Raw genomic sequence first — 19,369 nt, forward strand, 5'->3', positions numbered from 1 at the left:
CATGACCCAGCAGCCCCTACAGACCGCCGCGGCCGACCTGAGACGGCCGGCGCGACTCCGCCCGCCGCACCGGCCCGGCGCGACCCTCGCCGTCACCAGCGCGGCCACCGCCGTCGCGCTGATGAACTACACGGCGCCGATGACGACGCTCCCCGCCCTCTCCGGCGCCTTCGCGACCCCGCCCGCCGCCCAGGCCTGGCTGCTCAACGGGGCCCCGCTCGGCCTCGCCGTGCTGCTGCTCGTCGCGGGCAGCCTCGCCGATGACTTCGGGCGCCGCAGGCTCTTCCTGATCGGCACCCTCGGCCTCGGCGTCACCACCGCGCTCGGCGCCCTCACCACGGGCACCGTCGGCTTCACCCTCGCCCGGGCAGCCCAGGGCGCCGCGAGTGCGGCGATCCTCGCCACCAGCCTCGGACTCCTGGTCGGCGCCTACCCGGTCGGGCACGCGCGGATCAAGGCGATGGGGGTGTGGGGAGCGTTCGTGAGCGCCGGGATCGCGCTCGGCCCGCTGCTCGCGAGTTCTCTCTCCACCGTGGACTGGCGGCTGACGTATCTCGCCCTGGGGCTCGGCGCCCTCGTCACCGGGGCCTTCGCCTTCCGGGTCCTCACGGAGTCCCGCGCACCCCGCGCCGGCCGCCCCGACCTGGCGGGCGCCGCCGTGCTCGGTCTGGCGATGACCGCGCTGCTGACGGCCCTGACGCTCGGCCGGGACGGCTGGCTGCGCGCACCGGTCGGCCTGCTGCTGCTCGCGGCGCTGACGCTGACCACGGTGTTCGCCGCGGTGGAGCGCCGGGCGGCGGCCCCGCTGATCGACCTGGCCCTCTTCCGCAGCCGCGCCTTCCTGGCGTCGGCCGTGGGCGGCCTGTTCACCGGGCTCTCGGTGATCGGACTGTTCAGCTATCTGCCGACCCTGCTCCAGCACGCGCTCTCGCTGTCGGCCCTGGACTCGGCCTGGCTGTTCCTCCTCTGGTCCGGCACGTCGTTCGTGGTGGCCCTCCAGGCGCGGCGGCTGACCGGCCGGATCACCGCCAGGCACCAGCTCGCGGCCGGCTTCGTGCTCCACGCGGTGGCGGTGCTGCCGATGCTGGGACTTCTGACCGGCGCACCGGGTGGCGCGGAGCCATCGGTGTGGGCGCGTCTCGTCCCGGCCCTGATCGTGGCCGGCGCGGGCAGCGGCCTGATCAACGCGGCGCTGCCCCGGCTCGCCGTCGAGTCGGTGCCGCCGGAGCGGGCGGCCATGGGATCCGGTGCCAACAACACCGCGCGCTATCTCGGCTCCTCGGCCGGTGTGGCCGTGACGATCGCGGTGGCGACGACCCCGGCGGGGGCGGACGGGGCGGTGCTGCTGTCCGCCGCCATGGCGCTCGCGGCCACGGCGGGCGTCCTCCTCCTGCGGGAGCGCCACTGAGGCCTCCCGGGGCCGGGGAGTCGGACCCGGGATCCTGAGGCCCCCCGGCTGGAGCAGGCCCCGGGTGTTCTCCCCGGCGCCCTGCGGCCTTCATCAGCACTCCGGCCCGCGCCCTCTCACCTCGCACCCGACCCGCAGTACCGTGTGGTCCATGCGCCCCGACACGCCTGCCGACCACATCGCCGAAGCCGAGCGCCTGCTGCGCACCGCGGCGCAGTATCCCGAGGACCACGAACCGCTGTTCCTCCAGGCCGCGGCCCATCTGGAGCTCGCCGGTGAGCGCGCCCGCGCGAGCACCCTCTACGACGAACTGCTCGACTCCACCGAGACCACCATCGACCACCCGCATCTGGTCAAAGCACTCAAAGCGTCCAACCTGTGGGAGTACGGCCACGAGGCGGAGGCCCGCGCGATCATCGACGGCATCCGCGCCGCCGGCCCGCTCGACGCGGCACCGTGGGAGATCGCCGCGGAGACGCTCGAAGCGCACGACGAGCTGGAGGCGGCCCACGACTTCTTCTCGACCGCGCTGACGCTGCTCCTCGCGCCGGGCGAGGAGGTCCCGTACGCCACCCAGTCGCTGGTGACCGGACGGCACCGGGTGCGCAGGCTGATGGGCGTCGCCCACGACGCGTGGGACGAGCTGGCCGACGCGCTGCACACGGCCGCCGTCCCCCTGGACGAGCTGCACGACCCGAAGCGTCTGTGGTCCCTCGGCTCCTCGGACCCGGGCGAGCTGCAGGCGGAGATCAACCGGCTCCGCGCCGAGCTGGGCACCTACCGAAGCGCGTTGTCCCGCCCGTTCCCCGTCGCGGTGCTGCACTGGCCCGAGGGCGAGCTGCGGGAACTCCTCACGGCCTACCCGGAGCTGGCCCAGGAGTACCTCTCGCACCAGGACCATCTGGCGCGCCTGGAGGCGGCGTTGCGGGATCTGCATGCCACGGGCACGCCGAATCTCGGCATCGTGACGGGCACGGTCCCCTCCTACGAGGCGTTCGCCGCGTCGGAGGCCGCGTCCCCGTCCGACCCCGACCTGCTCCCCCAGTACGCCACCACGCTGGCGGCCCGTGGCCGCGCGGTCCCGTGGCCCCCGGCGCGGAGTGCGGCGTGCTGGTGCGGCTCGGGGCGTCCGTACCGCGAGTGCCACGGGGCGGGCTGAGGGGGCTCCCCTCCTACTTCCCCGCGAACACGTCCCGCAATTCCTTGTCGAGCTTCTCGGCGGCCTCGTCGGTGTCGGGCTGCTCCGCGGCCAGCAGCGCGTGCACATGGGACTGCAGGACCTGGGTGAACGCGCCGTAGTAGGGGGTGCGCGGCCGCTGCACCGCCACGGTCAGCGCCGCGCCGAGGATCCGGATGTACGTGGCTCGCGCCTGCGCCCCCTGCCCCGTCGGAGGCCCCTCCCCCGTGGCCGCCGCCTTCGGCGCGTCCCCCGCCGGCCGGAGCGCGGCGGCGACCCGGGGCCGGCAGGGCATCGCGGCGCTGCCGTAGACGGAGGCCCGGGTCGCCGCGAAACCGGCGTCGAGCAGGCAGCGTTCGCTCTCCCGCGAGGTCAGGAAGGTGATGAGCTCGCGGGAGAGCTCGGCGCGGGGCGAATCGGCGGTGACGGCGAGGTTCTGCCCGCCGAGCACGGCCTTCCCCGGCAGCCGGTTCACGGCGTAGGCCTGCGGCTTCATCAGGCTCCCCAGGGCCCCGTACGCGTACGGCCAGTGGCGCAGGAAGACGGCGCGTCCCTCGGCGAAGTCGGTGAGGGACGCCGTCTCGTCCGAGGTGAGCGCGGCGGGCTGGACACGGCCCCGGTCGACGCGGTCGAGGAGCGCGTCGAGCCCCTTCTTCAGCTCTCCGGCGTTCGAGCTGTACTTCCCCTCGCTGTCGGTGAGTTCGACCTCGGCGTCGGCGAACGCCTCGACCGCGTTGACGGTCAGCCCCTCGTACTGCTTCAACTGCGTCGTCCAGCCCGCCAGTTCGTCACGCCGGACCGGGTTCAGCCCGAGGGTCTTGACGGAGGAGTAGAGCTGGTCCCACTTCCAGTGGGCGTTGGGCTGCTTGTCCGCCTTGATGTCGGCCTCCGTCAGGAGGTCGGGCCGGTAGTAGAGGAGCCCCACGTCGGTGTTGAACGGCCGGGCGTAGGAGCGGCCCTTCCAGACGGTGGTGGCGTGGACCTGCCGGATGAAGTCGAGGTCGTCTTCGGCGGCGGCGCCGGATTCCTCGACGGGCATCGGGCGGATGAGTCCGGCCTCGGCGAATTCCGGGATCCAGGTGATGTCGAGGTTCACCACGTCGTAGCGGGCGCTGCCGGACTGGAGGGCGCCGAGGAGCTGACTGCGCTGCTGGTCGGCGCCGCCGGGCAGCTCGACGAGCTTGGCCTGCTCGGCCTTCGACCCGGCGTGGAGGCGGTTCCATTCCTCCACGAGCTGCTGCCGCACGCTGCCGGAACCGGTGACGTCCAGCCCGCTGGCGACGACGATGGGGCCTTCCGCCGGCTCCTCCCGGCCGTCCTGCGGCGTGTCCCCGGGCCCTCCCGTGCAGGCGGCGGAGACGAGCGCGAGCAGGCAGGCCAGGGCGACGGCCGTCCTGGCCCTGCGGCGGCTGGTGCGACGGTCGCCGTAGGTCATTCCGCGTCCCCCGTACCGGTCTTGGCGACCTCCGCCGCCAGTTCCGCCGCGATGTCGTCGGCGGGGTCCAGGCAACGGCCACCGCTCGCCTCCGCGAGCCGCTCGCCGAACCGGCCGGGTGTGCAGGCGCCGTCCTGGAGCGAGACCGTCACGATCCTGACCAGCGGAGCCTTCCCCGCCTCCGCGACCAGCCGCTGCTGTTCCTTCTCCTTCACGTCCTCGAAGTCCTCGCCGTCGGTGACCAGGACGAGGAGCCGGGGCCGCTCCGCCTCGGGGGAGTCGCGCAGGGTGCCGAGCGCCTCGCGTACGCCCGCCGCGATGCGGGCGTCGAAGGCTGCCGTCCCCGCGCCGGCGACGGCCTTCTGCGCACCGGCCCTGGTGTTCGCCCCGAACGGGACGAGGTCCGTGGCGGGTTTCCCCTCGTCGACGGCCGTCATCCACACCCCGTAGGAGTCCCCGGCGCCCAGGGAGCTCATCGAACGGGCCACCAGTTCCTTGGCTCCGCCGGTGCCGTCCCAGACCCGCTTGTCGGCCATCGAGGTCGAGTTGTCGAGGAGATAGAGCACCCTGCCCGGCCCGAGCGCCCCCCGGTAGCGGTCCAGGGTGCCGGTCAGCGACGTGGAGGCATCGGCTCCCGGGCCGGTCTGCGGGACCTGTTCGCGTACGGCCGACGTGTTGTCCTCCTTGCTCAGCACCGAGTCGCCGCCGGGCGGGGCCGGGGCGCCCTTCTCGACGCCCCGGAAACCGTCGTCGGTGAAGCACTTCCGCGCGTCCTCGTCCGTGGCCAGCCAGTCGTAGAAGTCCTGGACGGCGGTCTTGCGGGCGGCGGCGTCCCGGTCGGCCCCGGCCCAGGTGACCCGGACGAAGGGAAGGTCCAGCATCGGCACGTCGGAGGGGTAGTGGGCCACCCGGTGCGCCAGCGCCTCGGTCGCGCAGGCGGGCCTGCCCGGCTCGCCCGCCGACAGGTTGAACTGCGCCAGGGTCTGCTCCGGCACGAGGACGGCCGCCCGGTCCTCCAGGTCGTTGTGGGCGCCGTCGGCCAACACGCACATCAGTTCCCGTGCGGTGGAGGGCATGGGCCGCAGCACCTGGGACATCCTCTGTTCGAGCGTGCCGACGCTCCCGGAGTCGGAGGAGGCGTAGAGCGCGTCGGTCGCCAGCAGGGCTCCCTCGGTGTCCTCGGGGTCAGGACGCAGGATCTCGGCGGTCTGGTCCTCCTTCAGCCCGGAGACGATCGCGTCGAGCGGATCGCCGGTCTGCAGGGACTGCGCCAGACGCATGGTGTCCGGCACGCCGAGGACCATCGGCGTGAAGGCGATGGGGCCCAGCCGCTCGAGCTCCACCACGCTCTTCCCGGCGGCAGCGGCGGGCTCGTCGCCGTCGGCCCCGGTCGCTGTCGCGGTGGAGGCCGTGCCGCCGCTCGCCCCGTCGGCCGTCGCCCGCTGCCACGCGCTGTCGGCGGCCGGGATCCAGATGTCCGGCTGTGCGCCGACGTCCCGCTGGGGCCGCGGGCAGTCGCCGGAGGCCGGGCAGGATGCGGGCGGTTCCTGCCAGAGCGAGGAGGACCGGAGGGCCGTCACGGCGTCGGTGGCCTTGGCGTCGTACACGTTGATGCCGACGGTCCGGCAGCCGTCGTCGTCCCGCTTGGGATAGGCGTCGGCGGTCTTCTGCACGGTGGCCTTCAGATCGGGGTCGGTGACCACGCGCAGTTCCAGGGGGGACGCGCAGGGGCCGCCGGAGGTCCCGCCGAGGAGGTACCATGCACCGGCCCCGGCGAGAGCGACGACGCCCGCCAGGACCACGGCTGCCGTACGCGTCATACGGCTGACCACGCCGGGAAGCAGGCGGCCCGGGAGGCGCGACGTCCCCTTCGCGGGGTCCGGCTTCACGTCGTCGTCCGGGGGTGTCGGGTCCGGCGGAGGAGGAACCGGGGGCGTCGGGCGTTCCGCGTCCGCGGCGAGCGCGAGCACGACGTCGTCGCCGTGCCGGAGCTCGTCGGGGATCCACGGGTGCCCGTCGACGGCCTTGAAGGGCGCCATCGCCTCACGGATCCCCGCGACGGTCCGGGTGAAGGTGACCGGCTCCCCCTTGCCGGTGGTCAGCAGCCGGTGGAGGGCCGCCGTGAACTCCGTACCGGTACGGGGATCGCCGGGCGGGACCTCCACACCGGGCTCGGCGGCGGTGAGCAGGGCGAAATTCTGTCCCACGGCCGGCTGGAAGGCCCGGAGCGCGTTTCCGGCGAAGCAGCAGTCGAGGATGACGACGACCCAGTCGGCGCCGGAGTTCCGCAGGACGCCCATGACGTCGTTGTCCCAGGACAGGGCGCCGACGAAGGGGTGGTGCCGGTCCCTGGTCACCTCCGAGTCGGTGAACATCAGGTTGAGGTCGCTGCCGTCGGGGCGCACGATGCCGTGCCCGGCGAAGTAGACCACCAGCAGCCCGGTGACCTCCTTGCGGGCAGCGGAGAGCGCGGTACGCACGTCGTTCGGATCGACGGTGGTGTCCGGGCCGCCGCCGTCCGCGGGGACCACGACGAGGTCCTCCGGGGCGAGCACACCGGTGCGTTCGTCGGTCAGGGCCTCCCGCATGAGGCGGAGGTTCGTGGTGACGGACGGCAGGTCGTTCCGGGCACCCCTGTAGTGCTCCACCCCGATGAGTACGGCCCGGTGACGCTTGGCTCCGTTCTCCTCGCCGCGCGCGTTGTACGGCGGCACGGCCGCTAGACCTCTCCGGGCTCGTCGCCACCGCGCGTTCGGTTCGGGCCACCGGACCCGGGCCCCGCGTCCGGGCCCCCGTCACGGGAGTCGCCCCGGGCGGCGTCGTCGTCGGTGTCGCGTCTCAGGTCGGATCCCGCACCCTGGGGCGGCCCGTCCAGCGTGACGCGCGGCCTCTCCTCGGGATCGGCGAACCGGCGCCGGTTGCGCAGCCAGGTCTCCACGGACCGCCAGGCGTTCTCGGCCACCGAGCGCGCCACCTCGACGGAGACGACCAGGATGATGTCCTGGATCAGCTCCCCGCCCATCGCCTCGGCCTGCGTGAGCGAGTCCTTGCGCGCCAGGGTGACTTCGTCCCGCTCCAGCGCGTCCTCGAGGACCGGCGCGTTCCTCAGCCACGTACTCAGGGCTTCGAGGTCGTCGCGCCGGGTGTGCGTCCCGCTGAGGCTTATCCGTAACTCGATGCTCTCCTGCCCCTGTTCCCGCACGCCCGTGTCCGGCCCGTCCGCCATGCCTGCCCCCATCGACCCCGCCGTCCTCGCCCCGCAAGGGACCGGTCACTGAACACAGAAGTATTTCACGGGCGTTGGCAGTCGGCACCCCTTTGTTCCTCCTCATCCGGAGCCTCGCCCGGGGGCCGTCGCGCGCCCACCGATGACTTCTGCGCCCGCCGGCAGTCATAAGCATCACCACGGACCTCATGACGGATTCACGGACAGGACGCGAGAACATGACCGAAGCAGTGAAGGGCCCGGCGAGCTACTTCCCCTCGATCGAGAAGAAGTACGGCCGCCCGGTCGCGGAGTGGAAGGAGCTCGTCCGCTCCTCGCACCTGACCAGGCACATGGAGCTCGTCTCCTGGCTCAAGACCGAGCACTCCATGGGCCACGGCCACGCCAACGCCCTGGTCGCGCACACGCTCGCGGAGGACAAGTAGGGCCTGGAGTGAGGCCGTTCACCCGTCGTCGTCAGGGAGCTCGTCGGAGGAGGGCCCGTCGTCGGGGGTCTCGACCTCGGTGCTGTCCTGACCGGAGATCGCCTGCTCCGACCAGACGGTCTTGCCCTCGGGTGCGTAACGGGTGCCCCACAGCGAGGCGAGCTGGGAAATGATGAAGAGGCCCCGCCCGCCCTCGTCGACCGCTCCGGCGTACTTCATGTACGGGGCGGTGGTGCTGCCGTCCCGGATCTCGCAGGTCAGCCCCCGGTCCAGGATGAGGCGCAGCTCCACCGGCGGGCGGCCGTAGCGCACGGCGTTGGTCACCAGCTCGCTGACGATCAGCTCGGTCGCGTCACCGGTGTCTCCGTCGACGTGCCAGCCGGCCAGCGCCTTCGACGCGAGGCGGCGCGCGGTGGCCGGGGCCGTCTTGTCGTACGGGAGCTCCCACGCGGCGTAGCGGTCCTCGGGCATCGCATGGGTGCGGGCGAGGAGCAGGGCCGAGCCGCGGAGGCCGGCGTCGTCGGGCAGGGCGTAGGAGACCGCGTCGCACAGTTCCCGCAGCGGCCGGTCCGGCGGTGAGAGCGCCTGGACCAGCGCACCCTCACGGAGGTCGGCGTGGTCCCGCAGCGCGTTGCTGTGGAGCACGATCAGGCTGCCCTCCCGGAGCGGGAAGGAGGCCGCGGCGACGGGCCCGCGGCTTTCCGAGCCGAGCGGTGGCCCCTGGGGGACGGTGACCTCCGTGGTGGCGCCGTCCGCGGCGATGACGAGGGGGGCGCAGTGCCCGGCGGAGGCCACGGTGCACGTCTCGGTGAACGGGTCGTACACGGCGTACGTGCACGACGCGGTCAGTGGTTCACGGTGCAGCGGGTCGCTCTGCGGCAGATCGGCTCGTTCCCTCGCCAGCCGGTCCGCGGTGTCGTACAGGCGCGCCAGCAGCTCGTCGGGCTCCAGGTCGAGTGCGGCGAGGGCCTGGACGACGGTACGCAGCTGCCCCATGGTGGTGGCCCCGTGGATACCCCTCTCGGCCACCTCCCCGATGACGAGGGCGGTGCGGGCCCCGGGCAGCGCGATCGTGTCGAACCAGCTGCCCGCGCCCCCGCCGGGCAGCAGCAGGTGGTCCGTCTCGACGGCGGGCTGGGGGGCAGGGCGCTGGGGCAGCAGCCGGCGCTGCAGGGCGCTGGCGATGGTGTACTCGTGCACGTAACGGCGGGCGTTGTCGATGCCGAGAGCGACGCGGGACGCCAACGCCACCGCCACGGGGATGTCCTCCTCGCTGAAGGCCTCGGAGTCCCCGCAGCGGTAGAGGCTCACCAGCCCGAGGACGGCTCCGCGCAGCGTCAGCGGCGCCAGCAGGAGCGTATGGGAGCGCTGCTCCCGGATCGAGCGCGCCCGCGCGGGGTCGGCGTCGGCCCATGGCGCGTCCTCGACCGGGACGACACGGGCCCGCAGGTCGGACAGGGCGCGCTGGAACGGCGTCCCGGGCGGCACGGCCCGCACGTCGCCGACCGGGTGGGCCGGGTCGTCGCCGCCGCCGAACGCGGCCCGCCGCAGCGGCACGTCCCGGCCGAGCGGCCCGGGCTGCGGGGCCTCACCGCGCAGGACCGCGTCGACGACCTCGACGACGCCGATGTCGGCGTAACCGGGGACCAGCGCGTCGACGAGGTCCCGGCAGGTGGCCTCCACGTCCAGCGTCCGGCCCACACGGTCGCGGACCGCGTCGAGGGCCGCGTCCCGGACGTGGCGCCGCACCTGTTCGGTGACGTCGACGACGGAGACGGCGACCCCCAGGACGGTGCCGTGGTCGCCCGGCCGCGCCCCGTGCCCCTCTTGGAGCCGGAACGCCGTCAGGGAGAAGGTGCGCCGCCCGCCGGGCACGTCGCCGGGGCGGGCGCGGAACGGGCGCTCGACGCCGGGCACACCGGTGCGCAGGACCTCCCGTACGAACGCCTCGACCCGCTCCGGTTCCTCGAAGGCGCACACGTCGCGGAACGGCAGGCCGCGCAGCCGCTCGGTCTCGTCGGTGTCGGGGTCCATGGAGTGGTCGCTGATCCGCAGGAGGCGGAGCTCCGGATCGAGCACATGGACGCGTACGCGTGCCTGGGTGAACATCACGTCCAGCAGCGCCCGCCCGAAGGCCCCGGGGCCGGTGCTCTCCTCGGCGGCCCAGACGGCCCAGCCCGCCCCGGCGAGCGGTTCCAGCCGCAGTCCCGTACGCGCCTCGCCCCCGTCCGCACCCCGGGTGTCGCCCGCGTCGCCCGCGTCGCGCGCCAGTACGTCCATGACGTGCAGGCCCAGCGCATCGGCGGTCGCCGCACCGAAGCGCCGCTCGGCCGCCCGGCTCCACCCGGTGACCACTCCGGCGCCGTCCACGACCATCAGGGGCGCATCAGCCATGAACCCAGCTCCTTCGCCCCCGCACGGGCCCAGGACGGGCCTCCGCACACGTGGACACGTACCGAACCAGCATCGGCCCGCGGCCCGCAGCCCGCTACCGGAGCGGGCAGGGGAGGCGGGTCCCCGGTCGTCTTCCTGGGCTCCGAGGGCGAGTGCGGCGTGGTGGCACGCACTGTGCCGGTGAGCCCTCGGGCGGGCACCACCGCGGATCAGCGTGCCGACGCCGTGGAACGGCCGCGGTCCGAGGGCGCCGGCGTTACGGGCGCCCGCCCGGCCGTACCCCGCAGGAAGCCGAACGAGAACACCCCGGCCCCGGCCATGACCACGGCCGCGCCGACCGCCGCGATGCCCAGCCCGTGGGTGAAGGCGTCACGCGCGGCCGACAGCACGGCGTCCGCCGCCGCGGCCGGCAGTCCGTCCGCGACCGCCGCCGCGCCGCCCAGGGTCTCGCGTACCGCGTCGGCGTGCTCCATCCCGGCGGGCAGGGCGTCGGCCATGTCCCGGCTGTAGACCGCGGCGCCGATGGAGCCGAGGATCGCCATGCCGAGGGCCCCGCCCAGTTCCTGGCCCGACTCCAGGACGGCCGCCGCCGATCCGGCTCGCTCCGGCGGGGCGGCGCCCAGCGCGAGTTCGTTGGCGAGCGTCATGGAGGCGACCAGGCCGCCCGCGTAGACGGACCCGCCGGCGAGGGCGAACCACAGGGGCGAGTCCGTACGCAGCTGAGCCAGCCAGAGGAATCCGCAGGCGGCGACGAGAAAGCCGCCCCCCATCACATACGCGCGGTCGGTCCGCTGGGCGAGCGCGGCCCCGGTCGGCGCCATGACGGCGACGCCCGCGGCGGGCACGAGGCTCCACAGCGCGGCGGTGAGAGGGCTCTGGCCGAGCACGGACTGCAGGTACTGCGTGAAGAAGACGGCCATGCCCACCGTGGCGAACATCGCGAGCAGGTTGGCGAGCACCGGCCCGCCGAAGGCACGGCGTCCGAGCAGGCCGAGGTCGATCAGCGGGTGGGCGAGGTGCCTCTGGCGGCGTACGAAGACGAGGCCGAGCACCAGCCCGACGGCGATGCAGAGCGCCGGCAGCGGTTCGTAACCGTGCCGGGCCAGCTCCTTGACGCCGTAGATGACCGCGAGCAGGGCGCCGAGCGAGAGCACGGCGCCGATCAGGTCGAAGCGGCCGCGGGCGGTGGTGACGGTCTCCGGCACGAGGACGGGCACCAGCACGAGCAGCAGCACCATGGCGGGCAGGTTGATGAGGAAGACCGACCCCCACCAGAAGTGTTCGAGCAGCAGCCCGCTGACGACGGGCCCCAGCGAGATGCCGGTGGTCATGACGCCCGTCCAGACGGTCACCGCCTGCCCGCGCTGTTTCGCGTCGTGGAAGAGGTTGCGGATCAAGGCGAGGGTCGAGGGCATCAGGGCGGCCCCGCCGATTCCCAGCAACGCGCGTACGCCGATGAGCATTTCGGCGGAGTGCGCGTACGCCGCCGCGACGGAGGCCGCACCGAAGACGGCGGCTCCGGCGAGGACCAGCGTGCGCCGCCCGATGCGGTCGCCGAGGGCGCCCATGACGATGAGCAGGCCGGCGAGCACGAAGCCGTACATGTCCAGGATCCACAACTGCTGTGTGGCGCTGGGCTCCAGGTCCTGGCTGATGAACGGGATGGCGAAGTAGAGGACGGACACGTCCATCGAGACGAGGAGCAGCGGCAGCATCAGGACGCCGAGGGCGGTCCATTCCTTGCGGCCCGCGCGGGGGCCGGGTGGGTTATCGGGTGCGTTCTCGGGTGCGTTCCGGGTTGTGTTCTCCATGTGCAGCACGGAAGCGGGCCATGACGTACACCGCAAACAGGTCCCTAGTGCACCGGTCCGAACCCCCAGTTGAAAGGGGTGCGGGCGCCCCAGGTGCACTAGTACGGTGACGCCATGACCACCGAACCGCCCTACCTCCGCATCGCCGGGGAGATCCGCCGCCGCATCGCCTCGGGCGAGCTGGGCCCGGGCGATCCGGTCCCCTCCACGCGGCGGATCACGCAGGAGTGGGGCGTCGCGATGGCCACCGCGACGAAGGCCCTCGGCGCGCTCAACCAGGAGGGCCTGGTGCGGGCGGTGCCCGGCATCGGCACGGTGGTCGCGGAGAGCGGCCGGGAGCGCGCCATGCCGCCGGGCCGGCAGCTCAGCCGCGAACGCATCATCCGTACGGCGATCGCGCTCGTGGACGCGGAGGGCCTCCCCGCACTCTCGATGCGGCGCCTCGCAACGGAGTTCGGCACCTCCACGATGGCCCTGTACCGCCATGTCCAGAGCAAGGGCGAGCTCGTCCAGCTGATGGCGGAAGCGGTGTTCGACACCGGCCCGCCCGGCCCACGCCCGACGGGCTGGCGCCCCCGGCTGGAGCGGGAGGCACGCTGGCTGTGGAAGCAGTACGAGCGACACCCATGGCTGGCCCGCGCCATGGCCGGCCTCACCCGCCCGATGGCCTCCCCGAACGCGATGCAGTACACGGAGCGGGTCCTGACGGCCCTGACCGGCACCGGTCTCACCCCGGAACAGATGCTGCACGTCCACCTCACGGTGCTCGGCTACGCCCAGGGCGTCGCGATGGCCGTGGAGCTGGAGTCCCAGGCGCGGCAGGACAGCGGCATGACGGCGGACGAGTGGATGGCGGCGATCGAGCCCCGGATGGACGCGATCCAGACGGCCTCGGCCTACCCGGTGCTGTCCACGCTCTTCGACCAGGACGGCTTCGACCTGGACCTGGACACCCTCTTCGAGTTCGGCCTGGCACGGGTGCTGGACGGGGTGGAGGGGCTGGTGGCGGGGGCGGGCTGATGCGGCGGGCGGGCCGCCGGCCTCGGGCTCGTATCAGTCGCAGGACGAATTCATGAGGGATTCCCCTCATGTCGCACCTTTGCAATACGATCACATTCAACAACTAGCTCCGGGCCACTCACCCCCCACACAGGCCCCGTTACGTCTGTGCGAGGAAGCCCATGCCGCCCTACCAGCCGTCCTCGGACTGGCAGTACGAGATCCCGACGACCGGCAGCAAGCGGCTGCCGCCCGCCGCCCGTTACGTCGAATCACTGTCGCATCAGGGGTACGGCTTCGAGGCAGCGATAGCCGACCTCGTCGACAACTCCATCGACGCGGGTGCGCGCAATGTCGTCATCAGCTTCCTGCGCGACGAGGACCGCCTAGTCAGTCTCCTGGTCGTCGACGACGGGCGGGGCATGAACGACGAGACGCTCGACACCGCGATGACGGTGGGCGGCCGGCAGGAGTACGGGGAGAACGCGCTCGGCCACTTCGGTGCCGGTCTCAAGGCCGCGTCCCTCTCGCACGCCGATTCGCTCACGGTGATCAGCCGCACCAAGCGCAGCCCGTCCACCGGCCGCCGGTGGCTGACCGCCCGCGCCCAGGCCGATTTCACCTGCGACATCGTGGACCCCGGCTACTGCCAGGACCTCGTCGACCGGTACGACGGTCTGATCGAGTGGCACGGCACCATCGTGCGCTGGGACAAGGTCCGCGCCTTCGACACGGTCACCGCTGGACAGGCCGACCGCTATCTCGACGACGCGATCGAGAAGCTGGAGACCCACCTGGGGCTCCACCTGCACCGCTTCCTGGCCGACGACTCGTTCAACGTCGACATCGTGGTCGAGGACGTCGCGACCACGGAGGAGCTGGACCACCGGGGCGTCGAGCCGATCGACCCCTTCGGCTACCGCGTCCCCGGCCGGGCCGGTTACCCGCGTACGTACACCGCCCCCGTCGAGGGCGTCGGTGACGTGGCGCTGACCGCGCACATCTGGCAGCCGAAGTCCCCGCTGGTCAGCTTCCGCGGGATCGGACCGCTCGCCGAGCGGCAGGGCTTCTACATCTACCGCAACAACAGGCTTGTGCAGGCCGGTGGATGGAACAGCACCCGCAGTGCCGAGGGGCACCTCGCGCTGGCCCGTATCGCGATCGACCTGCCGGCCGAGGCGAACGATGTCTTCAGCCTCACGGTCAAGAAGGACGGCGTGACGGTGACCCCCGCGTTCGCGCGAGGGCTCGAACAGGCGACGGATGCGACGGGGCACACCTTCGGCGAGTACGTCCAGGAGGCACAGACGACGTACCGGGAAGCCGCCAAGCGGGTCACCGAAGTGACGCGCGACGCGGTCATCCCCGCCGGGAAGGGGCTCGACCCGAAACTGCGACGGACGCTGCGGGACGAACTGCCTGAGCTGGAGGGGGAGGAACCGATCACCTTCCGCTGGGCGTCCCTGGCACCGGACCTGTTCTTCGAACTCGACCGCGACGTACGTGAGATCAGGCTCAACAAGCTGTACCGGACGGCTTTCAACGGCGGACGCAGGGGCGGGCTCAACGACGCCCCGGTCGTGAAGAGCATGCTCTATCTGATGGTGGAGGAGATCTTCCAGAAGTCCCGGGTCCGGGCCACGCGCGCCGACAAGATCGCCCTGTGGAACAGCGTCCTGGTGACAGCGGCACGCTGCGAAATGACCCGCTGACGCCCGCGCCGCACTCCGCCCCTCCCCGAGAAAGTCCGTACCGCCATGACCGACCACCTGTTCAACCTGCACGGCGATGTCCTGGCGGCCATGCGCCGGGGCCCGAAGGCATTCGCGAAGCTGGCCTTCGTGCTCTCGGAGGCGGAGGAACCGGCCGACATCGACCTCGGCCACTTCCGGGACCGGATCGTCGCGGCCGGCCCAGGGGACGAACTCGTCGCACTGTGGCACCGCACGCTGACCGCCTGGGACCTGGCGGAGCAGGCGGACTGGTCCGATGCCCCGCCGCGGACGGACGCCCGGCGAGCCGATACCCATGACCGCCTCGGCTTCGGGGCGGACCTGCGCAAGGCCCTGGACGAAGCTGTGCCGGTGTTCAAGGAGCCCGGGGCCACCGTCATCAGCAAGGAGTTCACGTCCTGGTACTCCAGGGACATGGCGGCGGCACGCGCCTTCTACTGGAACTCCTACGAGCAGACGCTGCGCCGCAAGGGCTGGTCGGACGCCGCCGTGTCGAGCCTGGACGAAGCCAGCCACGCCGTGGTCGAGCGTCTCTCCGATCCGACCCGCGCCGAGGCATACGGCGCCCGGGGCTTGGTCGTCGGCTATGTCCAGTCGGGAAAGACGGCCAACTTCACGGGCGTCACCGCGAAGGCCATCGACGCGGGCTACCGCCTGGTCATCATCCTCGGGGGCACCCTGAATCTCCTGCGGGGCCAGACCCAGCGCCGACTGGACATGGAGCTCATAGGGCGGGAGAACATCCTGCGCGGTGCGGACCCGGCCGACACGGACGCGCTCGTCGGTGTCGACTACCAGGACGACGAGGACTGGCCGGCGGAGTTCGTCAGCCATGGCGGCCGTCCGTCCACGCTGGGCGCCTTCGACATCGAGCGCCTCACGACGCGCGACGACGACTACAAGAGCCTGCTGAACGGCATCCGCACGCTCGAATTCGAGAAGCAGGTCCGCACGCAGCCCCTGTACGACCCGGCCAATCTGCACCACGCCGCCGCCCGCGTGATGGTCGTGAAGAAGAACGCGGACGTGCTGGACAAGCTGCTCAGGGACCTCAAGAAGATCGGCCCGATCCTCTCCGAGATCCCGGCACTGATCATCGACGACGAGTCGGACCAGGCGTCGGTGAACACGACGGACCCGAAGAAGTGGGAGAACGGCAAGGTCGCGCGCAAGGCGATCAACGGCCAGATCACACAGCTTCTCGGCCTGCTTCCGCGCGCCCAGTACGTCGGCTACACGGCGACGCCGTTCGCCAACGTCTTCGTCGACCCGGGCGACGAGGAGGACATCTTCCCCCGCGACTTCCTGATCTCACTGCCCCGGCCGACCGGCTACATGGGCGTACAGGACTTCCACGACCTCGAAGGCGAGGGCTCGGCCGAGGAGACGCACGTACGCGGGATCTACGACGACACCGGGGACCGGCTCCAGGAGGCCATGGATGCCTTCGTCCTCACTGGTGCGTTGAAGCTGTACCGCGCGGCTCACGGCGTCCCCGAAGGGCCGTTCCGCCATCACACGATGCTCGTCCACGAATCCGTGCAGCAGCGGGAACACGCGGCCCTCGCTCTGCGGATCAACTCGATGTGGCACCGGTCGGCATACACGGGCCAGGAGGGCCACGCACGCCTCGCCACCCTGCTGACCACCGACTTCCAGCGCTTCGCGGACGACGGCCTGCCGCTCCCCGCTTCGTACGACGACCTGAAGCCGTACGTCTCCCGGGCCCGCCAGCTCATCAACTCGGGCGGCGAACCGGTGATCATCGTCAACGGCGCCACCGAACGCGACTACGAACAGGCCGAGCTCGACTTCGACCGGACACCGCACGTGTGGAAGATCCTGGTCGGCGGCACGAAGCTCTCCCGCGGCTTCACGATCGAGGGCCTCACGGTCACGTACTACCGCCGCACGACCCAGCAGGCCGACACCCTCATGCAGATGGGCCGCTGGTTCGGCTTCCGCCCCGGCTACCGCGACCTGGTGCGCCTCTACATCGGCCGCGAAGTACCGATGGGCAAGAAGAAGACCGTCGACCTCTACGAGGCCTTCGAGGCGATCTGCCGCGACGAGGAGACCTTCCGCGCCCAGCTCACCCGGTACGCGGCCCTGGTGGACGGCAAGCCGCAGGTCACCCCGGCCCAGATCCCGCCGCTGGTCTCGCAGCACCTGTCCTGGCTCAAGCCGGCGGCCCGGAACAAGATGTTCAACGCGGAGCTGGTGGAGATCCGGTCGCCGGGGCAGTGGGTGGAGCCGACGGCGTACCCGACGAGCGCGGCGGACCTGCGGCACAACGCCGAAATCTGGCTGCCTGCCCTTGATGCCTTGAGCCAGGACATTGCCGTATTCGTCACTCTCTCCGACGACGACCGGGGCGGATTCACTCGCTACCCAGCCAAGACAGCGGTCCTCAGCCACTCCCAGCTGCTCGGCATCATGAGCAGCCTTGCCTGGGGCCGGCCGGACCTCTTCGCTCCGCACCTGGCCTATCTCAGGGACGGCAGCGACGCTGGCTGTGCTACTGACGACTGGTCGCTGATCCTTCCCCAGACTTCGGGACCGACAAGCGTTGCAGCCAGCATCCTCGGAAGTCAGCCCATCACCCTGGTACAGCGCAAGCGGAACGCGCGCGGCGTGTTCAACCGCATCTCGGGGGTGGCCCACCGGCAGTCCGCTGAGCGCATCGTCGGCCTTCGCCCGCTGAGCGATGACGACCCGTTCGCGTCTCAGCTCCAGCAGCCGCGCCGCGGTGCAGTGTTGCTGTACCCGGTGGTCGACCCTGATCTCGGCGATCCGGCAGACCTCGTGACTGGCGGCAGTATCGATCCAGCCAAGGTGGTGCTGGCAGTGGCATTCATCCCGGCCGCCAGCGCCGCAGGGAAGTCGGTACCCTACGTTCGCTTCCGGGCCGTCGACTCGTCCCGCCGCGGTGAAGCCACTATTGAAGTGCCATGACAATGATTCTGGAGTGACTCCGGTGCCTGAGCCCACAGACTGGACCCCGCCAAACGGTTCGTGGGCTTCTTCTGCGGCGCGCAGGAGGAACATGCAGGCAATTCGCAGCCGCGATACGCAGCCGGAGCGGCTCATCCGGCGGCTCGTGCACGCCAACGGCCTGCGGTACCGGGTCGCTGCCAGGCCGTTGCCGGACCTTCGCCGCACGGCAGACCTGGTCTTCCGTCCGGCGAAGGTAGCCGTATTCGTCGACGGCTGCTACTGGCACGGCTGCCCCGAGCACTACGTCGCCCCCAAGACCAATCCCGGCTACTGGTCAGACAAAGTGGCCCGGAACATGGCCCGGGACCGCGATACCGACACGCGCCTCGTTGAGGCGGGCTGGCTGGTCCTACGCTTCTGGGAACACCAGGACTCAGGCGCGTGCGCCCTCACGATCGTCGAAGCTGTCCGCGAACGCCGACGAGGGCTGTCCGGGTAGAACCCCTTCGGAGCCAGACTTACTACGGTCGCGCTCCTGGGCAGCGCGCAGCACATCCGCGATCGCTTTGCCCACTGCGGCCGCGACAGGCGGCGGGAACGCATTGCCGACCTGCCGGTACTGTGCGGTCTTACCCCCAGAGAATTTCCAATTGCCCGGGAACCCCTGAACAATCGCGGCCTGCTCGACTGTGAGCATAGGACCGGTTTCCCGGAACAGGTCCCTGTCCTGGCTCTGCCTTTTCACGCTCTCTTCGTGCGAGTTGGCAACGCCAACCCCCGAGACGCCCAGGAGTGCCCAGGCGGCCTTCGCACGACTCGGGCCGAGATCCGCACCGCCGTGCTTTTTCGAGCCGCCAACCAGGGTAGGTGCAACGCCGAAGTCTTTTTTACTCTCGGCCTTTTGCGCCCTCTCCTTCCACTGACCGAGCCGCTGCTCCGCCAGGCGTGCTACATCTCCACTCATTTTAAGATATGGCGCATACCTGAGATCCATGGACTCCTCAAGCGCACGGAAGACGCTTTTAGGGCTTCCCGTGGCGGTGGGCCACACAAATTTAATATCACCCAGCACATCCTTGCGGATAGCTACAAGGACTGCCCTCGGGCGCAGCTGCGGCACACCAAAATCACTGGCCTCAAGCACTTCCCACTCGCAGATTTCATAGCCGAGCCCATCGAAATTCTCATCGATGCCCGTGACGGGATGCCTGGCCCAGCCCCCCTGAAGCCGCGCTTTAATGTACGTGCGATACTCTTCGAATTTCGCGTCTTTAATGCCGCGAACGTTCTCAATCATCACCGCTTTGGGGTGAAGCTCATCAGCCAGCTCAAGAATCCGCGGGAAGAGATCACGCTCATCATCCTTCCCCAGCTGCTTCCCGGCATGCGAGAACGGAGGGCAGGGCACGCCACCAGCGAGAAGGCTGAGATCTCCCCGAGCGAGGGGCTTGCCGAGGTACCCCTGGCCCTTTTTTACATCAGATTCGCGACCTTCACCACGGGGAATGGGAACGAAATCATTGACGTCGCCGGAAATGACGTCACAGAACTCCCTTTCCCAACTCCACTCTTCCAGGCTGGCAATGTTCCCCCGAAGGGTCTCCGCAGCATGCGGGTCGATTTCCACAAGCGCCAGGTGCTTAAAACCGGCCTGATGAAGGCCGATAGCCTGCCCTCCGGCCCCCGCGCAGATCTCGATTGAGGTCAGCACATCATCGCTGGGACCCATCGGGTCCTCCTGGTGGGACTGGAGGCCCATCGGCTCAGGCTCCTCTTCGTACGGTTGGCTGACAGAAAGCAGGTGTCGCGTCGAGGCGAACCCAC

The 19,369-nt window shown here is 71.1% G+C and carries 13 protein-coding genes; 7 read left to right on the forward strand and 6 right to left on the reverse strand.

Translation table 11 applies throughout. The features are described from left to right. Position 1: 1 nt before the first annotated feature. A complete protein-coding gene (locus ACIBCU_RS06015; protein WP_399229556.1) occupies positions 2-1,408 on the forward strand; it encodes an MFS transporter in 1,407 nt (468 codons plus the stop codon). A 151-nt stretch (positions 1,409-1,559) separates the two neighbouring features. Further along, entirely contained in the window at positions 1,560-2,567 is a 1,008-nt protein-coding gene (locus tag ACIBCU_RS06020) for an SEC-C domain-containing protein (protein ID WP_362926878.1), read from the forward strand. A 13-nt stretch (positions 2,568-2,580) separates the two neighbouring features. Here the strand turns inward: ACIBCU_RS06020 and ACIBCU_RS06025 are convergent, their stop codons facing one another. Genes ACIBCU_RS06025 through ACIBCU_RS06035 form a run of 3 tightly spaced genes read right to left on the reverse strand, consistent with a single transcriptional unit; the run spans position 2,581 to position 7,246 of the window. After that, entirely contained in the window at positions 2,581-4,020 is a 1,440-nt protein-coding gene (locus ACIBCU_RS06025; RefSeq protein ID WP_399229559.1) for an extracellular solute-binding protein, read from the reverse strand. Then, entirely contained in the window at positions 4,017-6,734 is a 2,718-nt protein-coding gene (locus ACIBCU_RS06030; protein WP_399229561.1) for a substrate-binding domain-containing protein, read from the reverse strand. The genes ACIBCU_RS06025 and ACIBCU_RS06030 overlap by 4 nt, the downstream gene beginning before the upstream one ends. 5 nt (positions 6,735-6,739) lie before the next feature. Beyond that, a complete protein-coding gene (locus tag ACIBCU_RS06035) occupies positions 6,740-7,246 on the reverse strand; it encodes a hypothetical protein (protein ID WP_362926881.1) in 507 nt (168 codons plus the stop codon). 218 nt (positions 7,247-7,464) lie between these two features. On the opposite strand from ACIBCU_RS06035, the gene ACIBCU_RS06040 reads away from it, so the two are divergent. Further along, the gene (locus tag ACIBCU_RS06040) at positions 7,465-7,671 is read left to right on the forward strand and encodes a DUF4287 domain-containing protein (protein WP_362926882.1); all 207 of its coding nucleotides are present in this window, start codon (positions 7,465-7,467) and stop codon (positions 7,669-7,671) included. A gap of 18 nt (positions 7,672-7,689) precedes the next feature. On the opposite strand, the gene ACIBCU_RS06045 is transcribed toward ACIBCU_RS06040, so the two are convergent. Both ACIBCU_RS06045 and ACIBCU_RS06050 read right to left on the reverse strand, forming a co-directional pair. Further along, on the reverse strand, positions 7,690-10,065 hold the full coding sequence (locus ACIBCU_RS06045; RefSeq protein WP_399229563.1) for a SpoIIE family protein phosphatase: 2,376 nt from the start codon (positions 10,063-10,065) through the stop codon (positions 7,690-7,692). Between the two features lie 209 nt (positions 10,066-10,274). After that, positions 10,275-11,876: an MFS transporter gene (locus ACIBCU_RS06050; RefSeq protein WP_399229565.1), complete on the reverse strand. Its 1,602-nt coding sequence runs from the start codon at positions 11,874-11,876 to the stop codon at positions 10,275-10,277. Between the two features lie 114 nt (positions 11,877-11,990). On the opposite strand from ACIBCU_RS06050, the gene ACIBCU_RS06055 reads away from it, so the two are divergent. The 4 genes from ACIBCU_RS06055 to ACIBCU_RS06070 all read left to right on the forward strand — a co-directional run bounded on the left by ACIBCU_RS06055 (position 11,991) and on the right by ACIBCU_RS06070 (position 18,044). Next, entirely contained in the window at positions 11,991-12,896 is a 906-nt protein-coding gene (locus tag ACIBCU_RS06055; RefSeq protein ID WP_399229567.1) for a TetR/AcrR family transcriptional regulator C-terminal domain-containing protein, read from the forward strand. Between the two features lie 161 nt (positions 12,897-13,057). Continuing rightward, the gene (locus ACIBCU_RS06060; protein ID WP_399229569.1) at positions 13,058-14,587 is read left to right on the forward strand and encodes an ATP-binding protein; all 1,530 of its coding nucleotides are present in this window, start codon (positions 13,058-13,060) and stop codon (positions 14,585-14,587) included. 45 nt (positions 14,588-14,632) lie between these two features. Beyond that, the gene (locus tag ACIBCU_RS06065) at positions 14,633-17,563 is read left to right on the forward strand and encodes a Z1 domain-containing protein (RefSeq protein WP_399229571.1); all 2,931 of its coding nucleotides are present in this window, start codon (positions 14,633-14,635) and stop codon (positions 17,561-17,563) included. Between the two features lie 22 nt (positions 17,564-17,585). Continuing rightward, the gene (locus ACIBCU_RS06070) at positions 17,586-18,044 is read left to right on the forward strand and encodes a very short patch repair endonuclease (RefSeq protein WP_399229573.1); all 459 of its coding nucleotides are present in this window, start codon (positions 17,586-17,588) and stop codon (positions 18,042-18,044) included. Here the strand turns inward: ACIBCU_RS06070 and ACIBCU_RS06075 are convergent. Next, positions 17,979-19,274: a DNA cytosine methyltransferase gene (locus tag ACIBCU_RS06075; protein WP_399229575.1), complete on the reverse strand. Its 1,296-nt coding sequence runs from the start codon at positions 19,272-19,274 to the stop codon at positions 17,979-17,981. The two genes, ACIBCU_RS06070 and ACIBCU_RS06075, sit on opposite strands and share 66 nt — an antisense overlap. Positions 19,275-19,369: the final 95 nt, after the last annotated feature.

Origin of the sequence: Streptomyces sp. NPDC051064 (genome assembly GCF_044455985.1) — a bacterium.
In the GTDB taxonomy this organism is placed as follows: domain Bacteria; phylum Actinomycetota; class Actinomycetes; order Streptomycetales; family Streptomycetaceae; genus Streptomyces.

Excerpts from the sequence above, each read along its gene's own strand:
- ACIBCU_RS06015 (WP_399229556.1), top strand. The coding sequence starts at position 2 with ATGACCCAGCAGCCCCTACAGACCGCCGCGGCCGACCTGAGACGGCCG.
- ACIBCU_RS06020 (WP_362926878.1), top strand. The coding sequence starts at position 1,560 with ATGCGCCCCGACACGCCTGCCGACCACATCGCCGAAGCCGAGCGCCTG.
- ACIBCU_RS06025 (WP_399229559.1), bottom strand. The coding sequence starts at position 4,020 with ATGACCTACGGCGACCGTCGCACCAGCCGCCGCAGGGCCAGGACGGCC.
- ACIBCU_RS06035 (WP_362926881.1), bottom strand. The coding sequence starts at position 7,246 with ATGGCGGACGGGCCGGACACGGGCGTGCGGGAACAGGGGCAGGAGAGC.
- ACIBCU_RS06040 (WP_362926882.1), top strand. The coding sequence starts at position 7,465 with ATGACCGAAGCAGTGAAGGGCCCGGCGAGCTACTTCCCCTCGATCGAG.
- ACIBCU_RS06045 (WP_399229563.1), bottom strand. The coding sequence starts at position 10,065 with ATGGCTGATGCGCCCCTGATGGTCGTGGACGGCGCCGGAGTGGTCACC.
- ACIBCU_RS06050 (WP_399229565.1), bottom strand. The coding sequence starts at position 11,876 with ATGGAGAACACAACCCGGAACGCACCCGAGAACGCACCCGATAACCCA.
- ACIBCU_RS06055 (WP_399229567.1), top strand. The coding sequence starts at position 11,991 with ATGACCACCGAACCGCCCTACCTCCGCATCGCCGGGGAGATCCGCCGC.
- ACIBCU_RS06060 (WP_399229569.1), top strand. The coding sequence starts at position 13,058 with ATGCCGCCCTACCAGCCGTCCTCGGACTGGCAGTACGAGATCCCGACG.
- ACIBCU_RS06065 (WP_399229571.1), top strand. The coding sequence starts at position 14,633 with ATGACCGACCACCTGTTCAACCTGCACGGCGATGTCCTGGCGGCCATG.
- ACIBCU_RS06075 (WP_399229575.1), bottom strand. The coding sequence starts at position 19,274 with ATGGGTCCCAGCGATGATGTGCTGACCTCAATCGAGATCTGCGCGGGG.